The 16,806-nt window shown below is 71.2% G+C and carries 14 protein-coding genes; all 14 read left to right on the forward strand.

The features are described from left to right. Positions 1 to 5: 5 nt before the first annotated feature. The 14 genes from AB0E02_RS21140 to AB0E02_RS21205 all read left to right on the forward strand — a co-directional run bounded on the left by AB0E02_RS21140 (position 6) and on the right by AB0E02_RS21205 (position 16,598). The gene (locus tag AB0E02_RS21140; RefSeq protein ID WP_362141535.1) at positions 6 to 2,009 is read left to right on the forward strand and encodes a penicillin-binding protein 2; all 2,004 of its coding nucleotides are present in this window, start codon (positions 6 to 8) and stop codon (positions 2,007 to 2,009) included. 18 nt (positions 2,010 to 2,027) lie between these two features. After that, complete coding sequence (locus AB0E02_RS21145; protein ID WP_362141537.1) at positions 2,028 to 3,815, forward strand: UDP-N-acetylmuramoyl-L-alanyl-D-glutamate--2,6-diaminopimelate ligase; 1,788 nt, start codon at positions 2,028 to 2,030, stop codon at positions 3,813 to 3,815. A 62-nt stretch (positions 3,816 to 3,877) separates the two neighbouring features. Further along, positions 3,878 to 5,329, forward strand: a complete 1,452-nt coding sequence (murF, locus tag AB0E02_RS21150) for a UDP-N-acetylmuramoyl-tripeptide--D-alanyl-D-alanine ligase (RefSeq protein WP_362141539.1) — start codon at positions 3,878 to 3,880, stop codon at positions 5,327 to 5,329. A 5-nt stretch (positions 5,330 to 5,334) separates the two neighbouring features. Further along, positions 5,335 to 6,399: a phospho-N-acetylmuramoyl-pentapeptide-transferase gene (gene mraY, locus AB0E02_RS21155; protein WP_261957163.1), complete on the forward strand. Its 1,065-nt coding sequence runs from the start codon at positions 5,335 to 5,337 to the stop codon at positions 6,397 to 6,399. 41 nt (positions 6,400 to 6,440) lie between these two features. Further along, the gene (gene murD / locus AB0E02_RS21160) at positions 6,441 to 7,862 is read left to right on the forward strand and encodes a UDP-N-acetylmuramoyl-L-alanine--D-glutamate ligase (protein WP_362141659.1); all 1,422 of its coding nucleotides are present in this window, start codon (positions 6,441 to 6,443) and stop codon (positions 7,860 to 7,862) included. 58 nt (positions 7,863 to 7,920) lie between these two features. Further along, on the forward strand, positions 7,921 to 9,372 hold the full coding sequence (gene ftsW / locus AB0E02_RS21165; RefSeq protein WP_362141542.1) for a putative lipid II flippase FtsW: 1,452 nt from the start codon (positions 7,921 to 7,923) through the stop codon (positions 9,370 to 9,372). A 6-nt stretch (positions 9,373 to 9,378) separates the two neighbouring features. Further along, entirely contained in the window at positions 9,379 to 10,470 is a 1,092-nt protein-coding gene (gene murG, locus AB0E02_RS21170; protein ID WP_030415220.1) for an undecaprenyldiphospho-muramoylpentapeptide beta-N-acetylglucosaminyltransferase, read from the forward strand. A gap of 22 nt (positions 10,471 to 10,492) precedes the next feature. Next, on the forward strand, positions 10,493 to 11,308 hold the full coding sequence (locus AB0E02_RS21175; RefSeq protein ID WP_362141544.1) for an FtsQ-type POTRA domain-containing protein: 816 nt from the start codon (positions 10,493 to 10,495) through the stop codon (positions 11,306 to 11,308). 282 nt (positions 11,309 to 11,590) lie between these two features. Continuing rightward, on the forward strand, positions 11,591 to 12,847 hold the full coding sequence (ftsZ, locus tag AB0E02_RS21180; RefSeq protein WP_362141546.1) for a cell division protein FtsZ: 1,257 nt from the start codon (positions 11,591 to 11,593) through the stop codon (positions 12,845 to 12,847). A 14-nt stretch (positions 12,848 to 12,861) separates the two neighbouring features. Then, positions 12,862 to 13,608, forward strand: coding sequence for a peptidoglycan editing factor PgeF (gene pgeF / locus AB0E02_RS21185; RefSeq protein ID WP_362141548.1), 747 nt, complete (start codon positions 12,862 to 12,864; stop codon positions 13,606 to 13,608). Then, positions 13,605 to 14,339, forward strand: coding sequence for a YggS family pyridoxal phosphate-dependent enzyme (locus AB0E02_RS21190; protein WP_362141550.1), 735 nt, complete (start codon positions 13,605 to 13,607; stop codon positions 14,337 to 14,339). The genes pgeF and AB0E02_RS21190 overlap by 4 nt, the downstream gene beginning before the upstream one ends. Before the next feature lie 122 nt (positions 14,340 to 14,461). Continuing rightward, on the forward strand, positions 14,462 to 15,082 hold the full coding sequence (gene sepF / locus AB0E02_RS21195; RefSeq protein ID WP_030415215.1) for a cell division protein SepF: 621 nt from the start codon (positions 14,462 to 14,464) through the stop codon (positions 15,080 to 15,082). Between the two features lie 66 nt (positions 15,083 to 15,148). Further along, a complete protein-coding gene (locus AB0E02_RS21200; protein WP_030415214.1) occupies positions 15,149 to 15,442 on the forward strand; it encodes a YggT family protein in 294 nt (97 codons plus the stop codon). Positions 15,443 to 15,491: 49 nt separating this feature from the next. Next, the gene (locus tag AB0E02_RS21205) at positions 15,492 to 16,598 is read left to right on the forward strand and encodes a DivIVA domain-containing protein (RefSeq protein WP_362141553.1); all 1,107 of its coding nucleotides are present in this window, start codon (positions 15,492 to 15,494) and stop codon (positions 16,596 to 16,598) included. Positions 16,599 to 16,806: the final 208 nt, after the last annotated feature.

Consider the following 16,806-nt stretch of genomic DNA (forward strand, 5'->3'; position numbering starts at 1 on the left):
GCGGTATGACCGAGCCCAGGGACCCCCGCCGGGTTCCGCGCCCCGCCCGGCGCGGCGGTCAGCCCCAGGACCGCACCGGCCGCCCGCCCGCCGCCCGGCGCCCCGCGCCGCGGCCCGGCGCGCCCCGCCCGGCCGCCCGCCGCTCCGGCCCGGCCCGGCCCGGCTCCGGCGCCCAGGCGCTCCGCCTCGGCAGCCCGCGCCCCCGGCTCCGCCTGGTCTCCCTCGGGTTGACGCTGATCATGCTGGTCTTCGTCGTACGGCTCTTCCAGGTGCAGGCCGTGGACGCCGGGGCGTTCGCCGCCCGGGCCAACGAGAACCGCTACGTCCCGGTGAAGCTGGCCGCCGAGCGGGGCGACCTCACCGACCGCAACGGCGTGGCGCTGGCCACCTCCGTGGACGCGTACGACATCACCGCCGACCCCAGCCTGCTGGCGCCCGCCAAGACCAAGATCCGCGACGCCCCGCAGCAGGCCGCCGCGCTGCTCGCGCCGATCCTGCACATCGACAAGGCCGCGCTCACCGAGAAGCTCGACCGGCCCGGCTCCCGCTACGTGCTGCTCGCCCGGCAGCAGACCCCCCAGGTGTGGAAGCGGATCAAGGACCTCCGCAAGACCCTCGACGCCCGGGCGGCCGCCGCCCCCAAGAGCGCGCCCCGCCCCGACGTGCTGGTCGGGATCTTCGCCGACAAGCACAGCAGGCGCGTCTACCCCAACAAGGACCTCGCCTCCGGCGTCCTGGGCTTCGTCAACAGCGTCGGCAAGGGCGGCGGCGGCCTGGAGGCCCGGCTGGAGACGCAGCTCGCCGGCAAGGACGGCAAGCTCGTCTACGCCCAGTCCGGCGGCCGCCGGGTGCCCACCGCCGCCACCCAGGAGCACCCCGCCGTCCCCGGCGCCGACATGGAGCTCACCCTCGACCGCGACATCCAGTGGGCGGCCCAGCAGGCCATCACCAAACAGGTGGCGAAATCCGGTGCCGACCGCGGCTACGTCGTCGTCCAGGACACCCGCACCGGCGAGATCCTGGCCCTGGCCAACGCCCCCGCCTTCGATCCCAACGACGTCACCAAGGCGGAGCCGGAGGCGCTCGGCAACGCCGCGCTGTCCGACGCGTTCGAACCGGGCTCCACGAGCAAGCTGATGTCGATGGCCGCCGTACTGGAGGAGGGTGTCGCCACCCCGTCCACCCGGGTCACCGTCCCCAACCGGCTGCACCGCGGCGACCGGCTCTTCGCCGACGACGTCGACCACGAGACCTGGCACCTCACGCTCAACGGCGTGCTCGCCAAGTCCAGCAACATCGGCACCATCCTCGCGGCCGGCCAGCTCGGCCGGACCCAGCCCGAGGCCAACCGGGTCCTCTACTCCTACCTGCGCAAATTCGGCATCGGCCGGCCGACCGGGCTGGACTTCCCGGGCGAGACCGACGGCATCCTGGCCAAGCCGCAGGCCTGGAACACCTCACAGCAGTACACGATCCCGTTCGGCCAGGGACTGTCCCTCAACGCCGTACAGGCCGCCTCGGTCTACTCCACCATCGCCAACGGCGGCGAGCGGATCGCCCCCACGCTCGTCCGCGGCAGCACCGGGCCCGACGGCCGCTTCGTCCCGGCGCCCAGGCCCGCGAAGACCCGGGTGGTCAGCCAGAAGACGGCCCGCACCCTCGCCACCATGCTGGAGTCGGTGGTCGACGACGAGGAGGGCACCGGCGCGAAGGCGAAGATCGACGGCTACCGGGTCGGCGGCAAGACCGGCACCTCCAACCGGGTGGACCCCAAAACCGGCCGCTACCACGGCTACACCGCATCCTTCGCCGGATTCGCCCCCGCGGACAAACCGCGCATCACGGTCTATTGCGCCGTGCAGAATCCCACCAGGGGCAGCTACTTCGGCGGCCAGGTCTGCGGCCCGATCTACCAGCAGGTCATGGCCTTCGCGCTGAAGACCCTCCAGGTACCGCCGACCGGCGCCGAGCCCCCGCGCCTGCCGGTCACCTTCAGGCCAGGCCAATGAAATCGAGGCAATCCCGCCGTGACGACCATCACCCCCGACGGCCTCCCCGAGCCCGCCGACCGCGCCCCCACACGGCCCTCACTTCGCCCCGGGCCCGATCGGCCCGGTACGCTCACCGCCGTGTCACAAGCTGATCAGTCCCCGAACGCCCCGCACGCTCAGAAGGGTGGTCCCGGTACGTACCCGGGAGCGCCCCGCCCCGACCACGTCCGCCCCACCCCCCTGGCGGACCTCGCCGAGCAGCTGGGCACCCCCGCGCTCGCACCCGAGCATGCTGAGGCCCACGTCACCGGCATCACGCACGACTCCCGGGCGGTCCGCCCCGGCGACGTCTACGCCGCCCTGCCCGGCGCCCGGCTGCACGGTGCCGACTTCGTCGCCCAGGCCGCCGACCTCGGCGCCGCGGCGATCCTGACCGACCCGTCCGGCGCCGACCGCGCGGCCGCGACCGGCCTGCCGGTCCTCGTCGTCGACAACCCGCGCGGACGGATGGGCGCCCTGGCCGTCTCCATCTACGGCGCGCCGGGCGAGGACCTCCTCCAGATCGGCATCACCGGCACCTCCGGCAAGACCACCACCGCGTACCTCATCGAGGGCGGGCTGCGCGCCGCCGCGGCGAAGCGTCCCGAAGAGGGGGGCCTGTGCGAAGCGCAGACCGACCAGGGTGGTGGCGGGCGACGGGCGGGCGGGCTGACCGGTCTGATCGGCACCGTGGAGACCCGGATCGGCGACGAGCGGATCAAGTCCGAGCGCACCACCCCGGAGGCCACCGACCTCCAGGCGCTGTTCGCCGTGATGCGCGAGCGCGGCGTCCGCGCCGTGGCCATGGAGGTCTCCAGCCACGCCCTGGTCCTCGGCCGGGTCGACGGCTGCGTCTTCGACGTCGCGATCTTCAACAACCTCAGCCCGGAGCACATGGAGTTCCACTCCGGGATGGAGGACTACTTCCAGGCCAAGGCCCAGCTGTTCACCAAGGCCCGCAGCCGGGCCGGCGTGGTCAACCTCGACGACGAATACGGCCGGCGGCTGGCCGAGGGCGAATCCGAGGTCCCGGTCACCACCTTCTCGGCCGAGGGCCACCCGGACGCCGACTGGCGCGCCTCCGACGTCGAGGTCGGCGCGCTCGGCTCCACCTTCACCGTGCACGGCCCCGACGGGCAGACGCTGCGCGCCGCCTCCCCGATCGCCGGCCCGTTCAACGTGGCCAACGCGCTCGCCGCGATCACCGCGCTGGTCGTCGCCGGCATCGACCCGCAGACCGCGGCCGACGGCGTCGCCGCGGTGCCCGGCGTCCCCGGCCGCCTGGAGCGCGTCGACGCCGGCCAGCCGTACCTGGCGGTGGTCGACTACGCCCACAAGACCGACGCCGTCGAGTCGGTCCTGCGCGCGCTGCGCAAGGTCACCGACGGCAAGCTGCACGCCGTCCTCGGCTGCGGCGGCGACCGCGACCCGCACAAGCGCGCCCCCATGGGCGCGGCGGTCGCCCGCCTCGCCGACACGGCCGTCCTGACCTCCGACAACCCGCGCGGCGAGGACCCCCTCGCGATCCTCGCCACCATGCTGGCGGGCGCCGCGGAGGTGCCGATCCACGAACGCGGCACGGTGCTGGTGGAAGAAGAGCGGGCCGCCGCCATCGCCGCCGCCGTCGCCCGCGCCGAGCCCGGCGACACCGTGATCGTCGCGGGCAAGGGCCATGAGCAGGGCCAGGACATCGCCGGAGTGGTACGCCCCTTCGACGACCGTCAGGTGCTGCGCGAGGCCATCGAGGCTTCCTTGACGTCACCGCACCCGAAACACCAGGGATGACACTCCGCCATGCGCGCACAACCGATTCCCCGTCACCGACCGCCGCTCGCCGGGGGTGACCTGTGATCTCCCTGTCCCTCGCCGAGATCGCGAGCATCGTCGGCGGACAGCAGTACGACATACCGGACGCCGACCGCCAGGTCACCGGACCGGTCGTCGCCGACTCCCGGGCGGTCCGCCCCGGCGGCCTGTTCGTGGCCTTCGCCGGGGAACGCGTCGACGGCCATGACTTCGCCCGCGGCGCCGTCGAGGCCGGCGCGGTGGCCGTACTGGCCGCCCGCCCGCTCGGCGTCCCGGCGATCGTCGTGCACGACGTCACCGCCGCGCTCGGCGCACTCGCCCGCGCCGTCGTCGAGCGGCTGGGCACCACCGTGGTGGGGCTGACCGGCTCGGCCGGCAAGACCAGCACCAAGGACCTGATCGCCCAGCTGCTGCAGCGGCACGGCCCGACCGTCTGGCCCGAGGGCAACCTCAACAACGAGATCGGGCTGCCGCTCACCGCGCTGCGCGCCGATGCGACGACCCGTCACCTCGTGCTGGAGATGGGCGCCCGCGGCGTCGGCCACATCCGCTACCTCGCCGCGCTGACCCCGCCCCGCATCGGCGTGGTGCTCAACGTGGGCTCCGCGCACATCGGCGAGTTCGGCGGCCGTGCGCAGATCGCGGAGGCGAAGGGCGAACTCGTCGAGGCGCTGCCGGCCGCCGAGGACGGCGGGATCGCGGTGCTCAACGCCGACGACCCCTACGTGCGCGCCATGGCGGCCCGCACCAAGGCCCGCACGGTGCTGTTCGGCGAGGCCGAGGACGCCGCCGTACGCGCCGAGAATGTCCGGCTCACGGAGCTCGGACAGCCCGCCTTCACGCTTCACACACCCTCCGGGTGCAGCGATGTGACCATGCGGCTGTACGGTGAGCACCACGTGTCGAACGCGCTCGCCGCGGCCGCCGTCGCCCATGAGTTGGGCATGCCCGTGGACGAGATCGCCACCGCGCTCTCCGAAGCCGGCACGCTCTCCCGCTGGCGCATGGAGGTCACCGAGCGCGCGGATGGCGTGACGGTCGTCAACGACGCCTACAACGCGAACCCCGAGTCCATGCGAGCGGCGCTGCGTGCGCTGGTCGCGATGGGCGCCGCCGCCAAGGCGAAGGGTGCTCGTACGTGGGCGGTGCTCGGTGAGATGGCCGAGCTCGGCGAGGAGTCACTCGCCGAACACGACGCGGTCGGGCGGCTGGTCGTCCGGCTCAACGTCAGCAAGCTCGTGGCGGTCGGCGGCAGGGAAGCGGCCTGGCTCGACATGGGCGCCAAGAACGAGGGTTCGTGGGGTGAGGAGTCGGTGCACGTGTCCGACGCGCGGGCGGCGGTCGACCTGTTGCGCAGCGAGCTGCGGCCGGGAGACGTCGTGCTGGTGAAGGCGTCCAGGTCGGTGGGGCTGGAGCGGGTGGCCGCAGCACTGCTGGATGACGCAGGGTTGTCGGGCGCCGCGGGCGCCGAGGGTGGAGCCGCGACCCGATGAACTCGATGAAGCAGATCCTCTTCTCCGGAATGATCGGGCTCTTCCTGACCCTGATCGGCACCCCGCTGCTGATCAAACTGCTGGCCAAGAAGGGGTACGGGCAGTTCATCCGCGATGACGGCCCGCGCACCCACGGCAGCAAGAAGGGGACGCCCACCATGGGCGGTATCTCCTTCATCCTGGCGACGATCATCGCCTACGTCATCACGAAGGTGATCACCTCCAGCGACCCCACGTTCTCGGGCGTGCTGGTGCTCTTCCTCTTCGCGGGGATGGGCCTGGTCGGCTTCCTCGACGACTACATCAAGATCGTCAAGCAGCGCTCGCTGGGCCTGCGGGCCAAGGCGAAGATGGCCGGCCAGCTGATCGTCGGCATCGCCTTCGCGGTGCTCTCGCTGCAGTTCGCGGACCTGCGCGGACAGACCCCGGCCTCGGACCGGCTGTCCTTCACCCAGGACTTCGGCTGGCAGATCGGCCCGGTGCTCTTCGTCATCTGGGCGCTGTTCATGATCCTGGCGATGTCCAACGGCGTGAACCTCACCGACGGCCTCGACGGCCTGGCCACCGGCGCCTCGGTGATGGTCTTCGGCGCGTACACCTTCATCGGCATCTGGCAGCACCAGGAGTCCTGCGCCAACCAGATCACCGCGGGACCGGGCTGTTACGAGGTCCGCGATCCCCTCGACCTGGCGGTCGTGGCCTCCGCCTTGATGGGCGCCTGCTTCGGCTTCCTGTGGTGGAACACCTCGCCCGCGAAGATCTTCATGGGCGACACCGGCTCGCTGGCCCTGGGCGGCGCGCTCGCCGGCCTGGCCATCTGCTCCCGCACGGAGCTGCTGCTCGCCCTCCTGGGCGGCCTGTTCGTCCTGATCACCATGTCCGTGGTCATCCAGGTCGGCTCCTTCAAGATGACCGGTAAGCGGGTCTTCCGGATGGCGCCACTACAGCACCACTTCGAACTCAAGGGGTGGTCCGAAGTCCTTGTGGTGGTCAGGTTCTGGATCATCCAGGGCATGTGCGTCATCGTGGGACTCGGCATCTTCTACGGCGGCTGGCAGGCAGCGAAGTGACCACGCACGACCCGGACCGGATCCCCGAGGGGTTCGCCGGCATGGACATCACCGTCGCCGGCCTCGGCGTGAGCGGCATCAGTGCCGCCCGCGCCCTGGCCGGCCTCGGCGCCCGCGTCACGGTCGTGGACGGCGGCGCGGGCGAGAAGCAGCAGGAGTCCGCGCGCGAACTGGAGGCGGCCGGGATCGCCGTCCGCCTCGGCGACGGCGAGACCCTGCCCGAGGGCACCGATCTGGTCGTCACCTCGCCCGGCTGGAAGCCCGACAGCCCGCTGTTCGCGGCGGCCGCGGCGGCCGGTGTGGACGTCGTCGGCGACGTGGAGATCGCCTGGCGGCTGCGGGGCCCGGACGCGGCCGACTGGCTCGCGGTCACCGGCACGAACGGCAAGACCACCACCGTCCGGATGCTCGCCGCCATCCTGGCGGCCGAGGGCCTGCACACCATGGCCGTCGGCAACATCGGCACCCCGATCGTCGACGTCGTGCTGAACCAGGGCAAGGACGGCGCCCGCCCCTACGACGTGCTCGCCGTCGAGCTCTCCAGCTACCAGCTGCACTGGGCACCGTCGCTGCGCGCGCACTCCGCCGCGGTCCTCAACCTCGCCCCCGACCACCTCGACTGGCACGGCTCGATGGCGGCCTACGCCGCCGACAAGGGCCGGATCTACGAGGGCAACCGCGTCGCCTGCGTCTACAACGTGGCCGACAAGGCGACCGAGGACCTGGTGCGCGAGGCCGACGTCGAGGAGGGCTGCCGCGCCATCGGCTTCACCCTCGGCACCCCCGGTCCCTCCGAACTCGGCGTCGTCGACGGCATCCTCGTCGACCGCGCCTTCGTCGAGAACCGGCAGAAGCAGGCCCAGGAGCTCGCCGAGGTCTCCGACATCGCCCCCGGCGCGGGCCCCGCCGCCCCGCACAACGTCGCCAACGCCCTCGCGGCCGCCGCGCTGGCCCGGGCCTACGGCGTCGCCCCGGCCGCGGTGCGCGACGGCCTGCGCGCCTTCCACCCGGAGGCCCACCGCATCCAGCACATCGCGGAGATCGACGGCGTCCGCTACATCGACGACTCCAAGGCCACCAACACGCACGCCGCCGAGGCGTCGCTGGCGGCGTACGAGCACATCGTGTGGATCGCCGGTGGGCTGGCGAAGGGCGCGACCTTCGACGAGCTGGTGAAGACGGCGGCGGCCCGGCTGCGCGGCGTGGTGCTGATCGGTGCCGATCGGCCGCTGATTCGCGAAGCCCTGGCGCGACACGCCCCCGAGGTCCCGGTCGTCGACCTCGACCGGACCGACACTGGGGCGATGCCCGAGGCCGTCCGGGAAGCGACCCGTCTGGCCGAGCCCGGCGACACCGTCCTGCTGGCTCCGGCCTGTGCCTCGATGGACATGTTCGTCAATTACAACAAGCGGGGCGACGCCTTCGCCGATGCGGTCCGCGAGCTGACCGCGAGGGACCAGTAGACCGTTTCTCCCCGTGGCCGCCGGCAGCCGGCGGCGAGCGCACTTGGAGGGGACGAGGATGACGGCCCGATCGGCGGACGCGGGGAGAGCGGGCGGGGGATCTTCTGCGGGAGCGGGCGGCGGATCGTCCGCGAGGCCGCGTACGGGATCCCCGGCGCGAGCCGGCGGGCGGGTCTCCGGCACCGCGCGCCCGCCCCGCCGGCCCGCAACGGCGCGCCCGGCACGCGGCGGCGGCCGTCCGCCGGCCGGCGGCCCGCGGCGGCTGCTGGACCGGCTGAAGCGCGCCTGGGACCGTCCGCTGACCGCGTACTACCTGATCCTCGGCGGCAGTCTGCTGATCACCGTCCTGGGCCTGGTGATGGTCTACTCGGCGTCCCAGATCAAGGCACTGCAGTCCGGTCTCGCCCCGTCGTATTTCTTCCGCAAACAGCTGCTCGCGGCCGTGCTCGGCGGCGGGCTGCTGCTGATCGCCACCCGGATGCCGGTCCGGCTGCACCGTACGCTGGCCTATCCGCTGCTCGCGGTCTCGGTCTTCCTGATGTGCCTGGTGCAGATTCCGGGCATAGGGGTCGCGGTCAACGGCAACCAGAACTGGATCAATCTCGGCGGCCCTTTCCAGATGCAACCGAGCGAGTTCGCCAAACTCGCGCTGGTCCTGTGGGGCGCCGACCTGCTGGCCCGCAAGCACGACAAGAAGCTGCTGGTGCAGTGGAAGCACCTGCTGGTGCCGCTGATCCCGGTGGCGTTCCTGCTGCTCGGCCTGATCATGCTCGGCGGCGACATGGGCACCGCGATCATTCTCACGGCGATCCTGTTCGGGCTGTTGTGGCTGGCCGGTGCGCCGACCCGGCTCTTCGTCGGCGTACTGGGCACCGCGACGGTGATCGGCGCGCTGCTGATCAAGACCAGCGCCAACCGGATGTCCCGGCTGGCCTGCATCGGAGCGACCGATCCGGGCCCCGGTGACCAGTGCTGGCAGGCCGTGCACGGGATCTACGCCCTGGCCTCCGGCGGATTCTTCGGTTCCGGCCTCGGTGCAAGTATGGAAAAATGGGGCGAACTCCCTGAACCACACACCGACTTCATCTTCGCCATCACCGGGGAGGAACTGGGTCTGGCGGGGACGCTGTCGGTCCTCGCCCTCTTCGCGGCTCTAGGCTATGCGGGTATCCGCGTGGCCGGACGCACGGAGGACCCCTTCGTACGGTACGCCGCGGGAGGCGTGACCACCTGGATCACGGCCCAGGCCGTGGTCAACATCGGTGCGGTGCTCGGCCTGCTGCCGATCGCCGGTGTCCCGCTCCCGCTGTTCTCCTACGGAGGCTCCGCCCTGCTGCCGACGATGTTCGCCGTCGGGCTGCTGATCGCCTTCGCGCGTGACGAGCCCGCCGCACGGGCGGCGCTGGCCATGCTGGCTACGCGGAAGCCGGTTTTCGGCAGGAAACCGGCTGGGGTGAGATGGAAGACGATGAGACGGCGCGTCAAGAAGCGACCGTCCGGAGAGCGGTGAATTTCGGTGCATGTCGTACTCGCCGGTGGGGGGACCGCCGGCCACATCGAGCCCGCGCTCGCCCTCGCGGACGCACTGCGGAGGCAGGACCCCACCGTGGGGATCACGGCACTCGGCACGGAGAAGGGGCTGGAGACCCGGCTCGTCCCGGAGCGCGGCTATGAGCTGGGCCTCATCCCGGCCGTACCGCTGCCGCGCAAGCCCACCCCCGAACTGATCACCGTCCCCGGGCGGCTGCGCGGCACGATCAAGGCCGCCGAGCAGATCCTGGAGCGCACCAAGGCCGACTGCGTGGTCGGCTTCGGCGGCTACGTGGCGCTGCCCGGCTATCTGGCCGCCAAGCGGCTCGGGGTGCCGATCATCGTCCACGAGGCCAACGCCCGCCCCGGCCTGGCCAACAAGATCGGTTCGCGGTACGCGAAATTCGTCGCCGTCAGCACCCCCGACAGCAAGCTGCGCGGCGCCCGCTACGTCGGTATCCCGCTGCGCCGCACCATCGCCACCCTCGACCGGGCCGCGGTCCGCCCCGAGGCGCGGGCCGCCTTCGGCCTCGACCCCAACCTGCCGACCCTGCTGGTGTCCGGTGGTTCCCAGGGCGCCCGCCGGCTGAACGAGGTCATCCAGGCCGCTGTGCCGGCCCTCCAGCGCGCCGGCATCCAGGTGCTCCATGCGGTCGGCCCGAAGAACGAATTGCCGCATGTGGACAACATGCCCGGGATGCCGCCCTATGTCCCGGTACCGTACGTGGACCGGATGGATCTCGCGTACGCCGCGGCGGACATGATGCTCTGCCGTGCGGGCGCGATGACCGTCGCCGAGTTGTCCGCCGTCGGGCTGCCGGCCGCGTTCGTCCCGCTGCCCATCGGCAACGGCGAGCAGCGGCTGAACGCCCAGCCGCTGGTCAACGCCGGCGGGGGCCTGCTGGTCGACGACGCCCAGCTGACCCCGGACTGGGTGCAGGGCAATGTGCTCCCGGTCCTGGCAGATCCGCACCGGCTGTACGAGATGTCCCGCGCGGCCTCCGAGTTCGGCCGCCGGGACGCCGACGAGCTGCTGGTCGGCATGGTGTACGAGGCGATCGAGCAGCACCGCAAGTAGCGCACGAGAGAAGGCAGGGAGCGTGGCCGGACCGACGACCGCCCGGCGCGGCGAGAAGAAGTCAGCGTCCGGCCCGCCCTCCTCCGCGGAGGTGCGCGGGCGAAGACTCCGCTGGGTGCGCCTGCCCCGTCGCGCGCCGGGCCGCCGCGGTCTGATCATCATCCTGGTCCTCGCGGTGCTGCTCGGCGCGTTCGGCGTCTGGGCGCTCTACGCCTCCGACTGGCTGCGGCTGGAGCGTGTCCGGGCCACCGGCACCGACGTCCTGACCCCGCGTGAGGTCGTCGCGGCGGCGCACGCCCCGGTGAACTCCCCACTGATCTCGGTGGACACCGACGCCCTCGAACACCGGTTGCGGGCCCGGCTGCCGCGCATCAAGAGCGTTGACGTGGAACGGTCCTGGCCGCACACCATCAGTCTCAAAGTGACGGAAAGAACCCCGGAACTGCTGATGCAAACGGGCGGAAAGTTTGCCGAAGTGGACGTCGAAGGCGTCCGGTTCGCCACCGTCAGCGCCGCCCCCAAGGGCGTTCCCCTTCTGGAAATGTCCGTTTTCGACTCCCCGAGTCTGCGCCGGTTCGGTCCCGACCGGTTGCGGCGCGCCGCGGTCGAGGTCGCTCAGGATCTGCCCCCAGTCGTACGCAAAGACGTACGCAAGGTCCGAGTGCGGTCATATGACGCCATCAGCGTCGAACTGGCCGGCGGGCGCACGGTCGCCTGGGGTAGCCGCGAACAGGGCGCCGAAAAGGCGAAGGTGCTGGTCGCACTGCTGAAAGCGGCCCGTACCGCCCGGCACTTCGACGTCTCGGTCCCCAGCGCCCCTGCGGTGTCCGGGAGTTGACGTACCAAGTCGCAGGCCAGCACCCTGGATGGCTACGACTATGGGTGATCACATAGGGTGAAAAGAAAAACGGGAGGTTCGGCGTGTTCGTTGAACGGGCGCGCCTTGTCGACTTAGTGTCTCGTTCCAAAGGGACTATGGAACCAAGGAACACAGGCACAGGTAACCCTAAACTTCAACGTTAGGGTTCGGGTCGGCGATACGGACCGTCCCATCGGCATCAGTCGGCGTCCACACGCAAGTGCGGCGACGACACGTAACTCGAGGCGAGAGGCCTTCGACGTGGCAGCACCGCAGAACTACCTCGCAGTCATCAAGGTCGTCGGCATCGGCGGCGGTGGCGTGAACGCCATCAACCGGATGATCGAGGTCGGGCTCAAGGGCGTCGAGTTCATCGCGATCAATACCGATGCGCAGGCGCTGCTGATGAGCGACGCCGACGTCAAGCTCGACGTCGGCCGCGAAATGACCCGCGGCCTCGGCGCCGGCGCCAACCCGGACGTGGGGCGCAAGGCGGCCGAGGACCACCGCGAGGAGATCGAGGAGGTCCTCAAGGGGGCCGACATGGTCTTCGTGACCGCGGGCGAGGGCGGCGGCACCGGCACCGGCGGCGCACCGGTCGTCGCCAACATCGCCCGCTCGCTGGGCGCCCTGACGATCGGTGTGGTCACCCGGCCGTTCACCTTCGAGGGCCGCCGTCGCGCCAACCAGGCCGAGGACGGCATCGCCCAGCTGCGCGAAGAGGTCGACACCCTCATCGTGATCCCCAACGACCGGCTGCTGTCCATCTCGGACCGCCAGGTGAGCGTGCTCGACGCGTTCAAGTCCGCGGACCAGGTGCTGCTGTCGGGTGTCCAGGGCATCACCGACCTGATCACCACGCCCGGCCTGATCAACCTCGACTTCGCCGACGTCAAGTCCGTGATGTCGGAGGCCGGCTCGGCCCTCATGGGCATCGGCTCGGCGCGCGGCGACGACCGCGCGGTGGCCGCCGCGGAGATGGCGATCTCCTCGCCGCTCCTGGAGGCGTCCATCGACGGTGCCCGCGGCGTGCTGCTGTCCATCTCCGGCGGCTCCGACCTCGGCCTGTTCGAGATCAACGAGGCCGCCCAGCTGGTCAGCGAGGCCGCCCACCCGGAGGCCAACATCATCTTCGGCGCGGTCATCGACGACGCGCTGGGCGACGAGGTCCGGGTCACCGTCATCGCCGCGGGCTTCGACGGCGGCCAGCCGCCGGCCCGCCGCGATGCGCAGGCCACCCTGTCGTCCCCGAAGCGCGAGGAGCCGGCCCCGGCCGCCGGCCGTCCGGCCGCCCCGCCCGAGCCCCGCACCCCGGCCTCGTCGTTCGGCGGCCTGGGCTCCGTCCCGGTACGGGACGCCGGGGCCTTGGCGGACCGTGGCGAACCGGCCGCCGAGCCGTCGTCCTCGCTGGGCGAGTCCGCATCCACCCCGTCGAGCGGGCCGCAGGTTCCCCCGGCCCGTCCGTCGTACTCCGACAGCGCGGCCGAGGAACTCGACGTTCCCGACTTCCTGAAGTGACGTAAAGCACCGAAGTGATAGGGCAACAGCACCACGAAAGCGGCGCGCACTTCGCCTTCACCGACAGGTGGGGCGGGGTGAGCGCCGCTCCGTATGAGCAGCTCAACCTGGGGGGCGCGGTCGGCGACGACCCGCAGGCCGTCCGCACCAACCGCGCCCGCGCGGCCGGCGCGCTCGGTCTCGACCCGGCCGCGGTGGTCTGGATGAACCAGGTCCACGGCCGGGACGTGGCGGTGGTCGACGGACCCTGGCGCGACGCCGACGTCCCGTGTGTGGACGCGGTGGTGACGGCCCGCCGGGGTCTCGCGCTCGCCGTCCTGACCGCCGACTGCACCCCGGTGCTCCTCGCCGACCCGGTCGCGGGCGTCACCGGGACGGCACACGCCGGCCGGCCGGGCCTGGTCGCCGGCGTCGTACCGGCGGCCGTCGAGGCGATGGCCGAGCTGGGCGCGGAGCCGGCCCGCATCCTCGCGTACACCGGCCCGGCGATCTGCGGGCGCTGTTACGAGGTGCCCGACCGGATGCGGTCCGAGGTCGCGGCAGTGGTGCCCGAAGCGCACGCGACGACCAGCTGGGGCACCCCGGCGGTGGACGTCATCGCAGGCGTACGCGCCCAACTCGCCGCGACGGGCGTGCCGGTGCGTGACGATCCCCACATCTCGGACGTCTGCACGCGGGAATCCGCGGATCACTTCTCCTATCGGCGCGACCGCACGACCGGGCGGCTCGCGAGTTACGTGTGGCTGGACGGCGAGCTGTGACGGACGACCGTAGAACGGAACTGGCGACCAACCTGGCGCGGGTGGAGGATCGTATCTCCGCCGCCTGCGCCAAGGCCGGCCGGCCGCGGGACGAGGTGACGCTGATCGTCGTCACCAAGACCTACCCCGCGAGCGACGTCCGGCTGCTGGCGGAACTGGGGGTGCGGCAGGTCGCCGAGAATCGTGACCAGGAGGCGGCACCCAAGGCCGCCGAATGTGCTGATTTGCCGCTTACTTGGCACTTCGTCGGTCAGTTGCAGACCAACAAGGTGCGGTCCGTGGCGAGTTATGCCGGAATTGTGCAGTCGGTCGACCGGGCGCGACTGGTCACCGCCCTCTCCAAGGAAGCGGTCCGCGCGGGCCGCGAGCTGGGGTGCCTGATCCAGGTGGCACTTGACGCCGAGTCGGGTGCGGGCCGGGGGAGCACCGGTGACCGGGGCGGTGTGGCACCGGACGGCGTCCCGGCGCTGGCGGAGGCGATCGCCGGAGCCGAAGGGCTGCGGCTGGACGGCGTGATGACGGTCGCGCCGCTGGCCGGGCCGTACGCCGGCCGCCAACTGGCCGCGTTCGAACGGCTCATGGAAATCTCAACCGACCTGCGCGCCACCCATCCTGCTGCCAACATGGTGTCAGCAGGCATGAGCGCGGACCTTGAGGACGCCGTGGCGGCCGGAGCGACACATGTGCGCGTCGGTACCGCGGTACTCGGAGTCCGACCACGGCTCGGGTAACGTCGCCAAGCAAGTCGGACCACAGCACAATATATGGTCATTTCCGCAGAAAGCGGGGAGGCCGCGTGGATCCAAGGCCCTGGTGACGGAGCCGATCCACCACAGAGCGGAGGACGCAGAGAATGGCCGGCGCGATGCGCAAGATGGCGGTCTACCTCGGCCTCGTGGAGGACGATGGGTACGACGGCCGGGGGTTCGACCCCGACGACGAGTTCGAGCCCGAGCTCGACCCGGAACCCGACCGGGGACGGCGGCAACAGCACCAAGTGCAGGCCGAAACACGCCCGGAACGGGACGAACCCGTCCGTGCCGTGACGCCCCCGGCGCAACGCGAACCCGCCCCGCTCGCCCCGGAAAACGGACGACCCGCGCGAATCGCCCCCGTGTCATCCATCACACCCGACCGTCCGAATCTGGAGAAGAACGCACCGGTGATCATGCCCAAGGTTGTGTCCGAGCGGGAGCCCTACCGCATCACCACGCTGCACCCCCGGACCTACAACGAAGCCCGTACCATCGGGGAACACTTCCGCGAGGGCACTCCGGTGATCATGAATCTCACGGAGATGGATGACACCGATGCGAAGCGACTTGTCGACTTTGCTGCCGGTTTGGTGTTTGGTCTTCACGGCAGCATCGAGCGGGTGACGCAGAAGGTGTTCCTGTTGTCGCCTGCTAACGTCGATGTCACGGCGGAGGACAAGGCCCGTATCGCAGAGGGCGGGTTCTTCAACCAGAGCTGAGACGCAACACCGGGCACACCGAGGCCGTAGGGCCGACACAGAAGCAAGGGGAGAGGGACGCGCGAGATGAGTGTCGCTGGTCAGGTGATCTATATCGCGCTGTACTGCTTCCTGATCGTGTTGATCTTCCGGCTGGTGATGGACTATGTCTTCCAGTTCGCCCGTTCATGGCAACCCGGCAAGGCGATGGTGGTCATTCTGGAGGCCGCCTACACTGTCACTGATCCGCCACTCAAGCTTCTGCGGCGGGTCATTCCGCCGCTGCGTCTCGGGGGCGTGGCGCTCGACCTGTCCTTCTTCGTATTGATGATCATCGTCTACATCCTGATCACCGTCGTGAGGTCGGTGTTGTTGGTGTGAACGATACGGTCTTGCCGATTGCCGACGACTACGTTGAGGTGAAGTAGAGATGCCGTTGACCCCCGAGGACGTGCGGAACAAGCAGTTCACGACCGTCCGCCTCCGAGAAGGCTATGACGAGGACGAGGTCGATGCCTTCCTCGATGAGGTCGAAGCCGAACTGACCCGGCTCCTGCGGGAGAACGAAGACCTGCGCGCCAAGCTGGCCGCCGCCACGCGCGCCGCCGCGCAGAACCAGCAGCAGCAGGGGCTGCGCAAGGGACCGGACCAGCAGCAGGAGCAGCAGCAGCGTCCGGGGGCTCCCGTGCCCGCCGCCATATCCGGTCCGCAGCCGGTCCCGCCGCAGCAGCAGGGGATGGGTGGCCCGCCCCAACTGCCCGGTGGTGCACCGCAGCTGCCTCCTGGTCCCGGTGGCCACGGCCCGCAGGGCCCGCACGGTCCCGGTCCGATGGGCCCCGGCGGCCCGATGGGTGGCCCGATGGGCGGCCCCGGTGGTCCGCAGCAGCTCCAGCAGGGCGGCCCGCAGGGCGGCCCCGGTGGTGACAGTGCCGCACGCGTGCTGTCGCTGGCGCAGCAGACCGCCGACCAGGCGATCGCGGAGGCCCGTTCCGAGGCCAACAAGATCGTCGGTGAGGCGCGCAGCCGTGCCGAGGGTCTGGAGCGGGACGCCCGCGCCAAGGCCGACGCGCTGGAGCGGGACGCGCAGGAGAAGCACCGCGTGGCGATGGGCTCGCTGGAGTCGGCCCGCGCGACGCTGGAGCGCAAGGTCGAGGACCTGCGCGGCTTCGAGCGCGAGTACCGCACGCGGCTGAAGTCCTACCTGGAGAGCCAGCTGCGTCAGCTGGAGAACCAGGCGGACGACTCGCTCGCCCCGCCGCGGACCCCGGCTGCCGCCTCGCTGCCGCCGTCCCCGTCGATGGCGTCGGCCGGTGCCGGCACGATGGGTGGCAACCACACCATGGGTGGCGGTCAGACCATGGGCGGCAACCACTCGATGGGCAACGGTTCCAGCGGCGGTCCGTCCTACGGCGGTCAGCAGCAGATGTCGCCGGCGATGACCCAGCCGATGGCTCCGGTGCGGCCGCAGGGCCCGTCGCCGATGCAGCAGACCCCGTCGCCGATGAGGGGCTTCCTCATCGACGAGGACGACAACTGACGCCCGCCTGAGGCGTACCGTCGGCAATCAGGGCCGGGCCCCGAGGGACTTCCCTCGGGGCCCGGCCCTTTTGTGCGGTGGGCCGGCCCTGTCGGGGCGCGCCCCGGCCGGCCGGGGCGACCGGCGTCCCTCTCGACAAAGCGGCCCCAACTGCCCATCTCTGTACGGAAATGACGAATGCCCCGGTGTGGTGCACACCGGGGCATTC

The organism is Streptomyces sp. NPDC048196 (assembly GCF_040652715.1).
GTDB lineage: Bacteria > Actinomycetota > Actinomycetes > Streptomycetales > Streptomycetaceae > Streptomyces > Streptomyces siderophoricus.

What these genes read in the sequence shown, in the direction of transcription:
- AB0E02_RS21140 (WP_362141535.1), top strand. Translation starts at nt 6, where the DNA reads ATGACCGAGCCCAGGGACCCCCGCCGGGTTCCGCGCCCCGCCCGGCGC.
- mraY (WP_261957163.1), top strand. Translation starts at nt 5,335, where the DNA reads ATGAAGCAGATCCTCTTCTCCGGAATGATCGGGCTCTTCCTGACCCTG.
- murD (WP_362141659.1), top strand. Translation starts at nt 6,441, where the DNA reads ATGGACATCACCGTCGCCGGCCTCGGCGTGAGCGGCATCAGTGCCGCC.
- ftsW (WP_362141542.1), top strand. Translation starts at nt 7,921, where the DNA reads ATGACGGCCCGATCGGCGGACGCGGGGAGAGCGGGCGGGGGATCTTCT.
- sepF (WP_030415215.1), top strand. Translation starts at nt 14,462, where the DNA reads ATGGCCGGCGCGATGCGCAAGATGGCGGTCTACCTCGGCCTCGTGGAG.
- AB0E02_RS21200 (WP_030415214.1), top strand. Translation starts at nt 15,149, where the DNA reads ATGAGTGTCGCTGGTCAGGTGATCTATATCGCGCTGTACTGCTTCCTG.
- AB0E02_RS21205 (WP_362141553.1), top strand. Translation starts at nt 15,492, where the DNA reads ATGCCGTTGACCCCCGAGGACGTGCGGAACAAGCAGTTCACGACCGTC.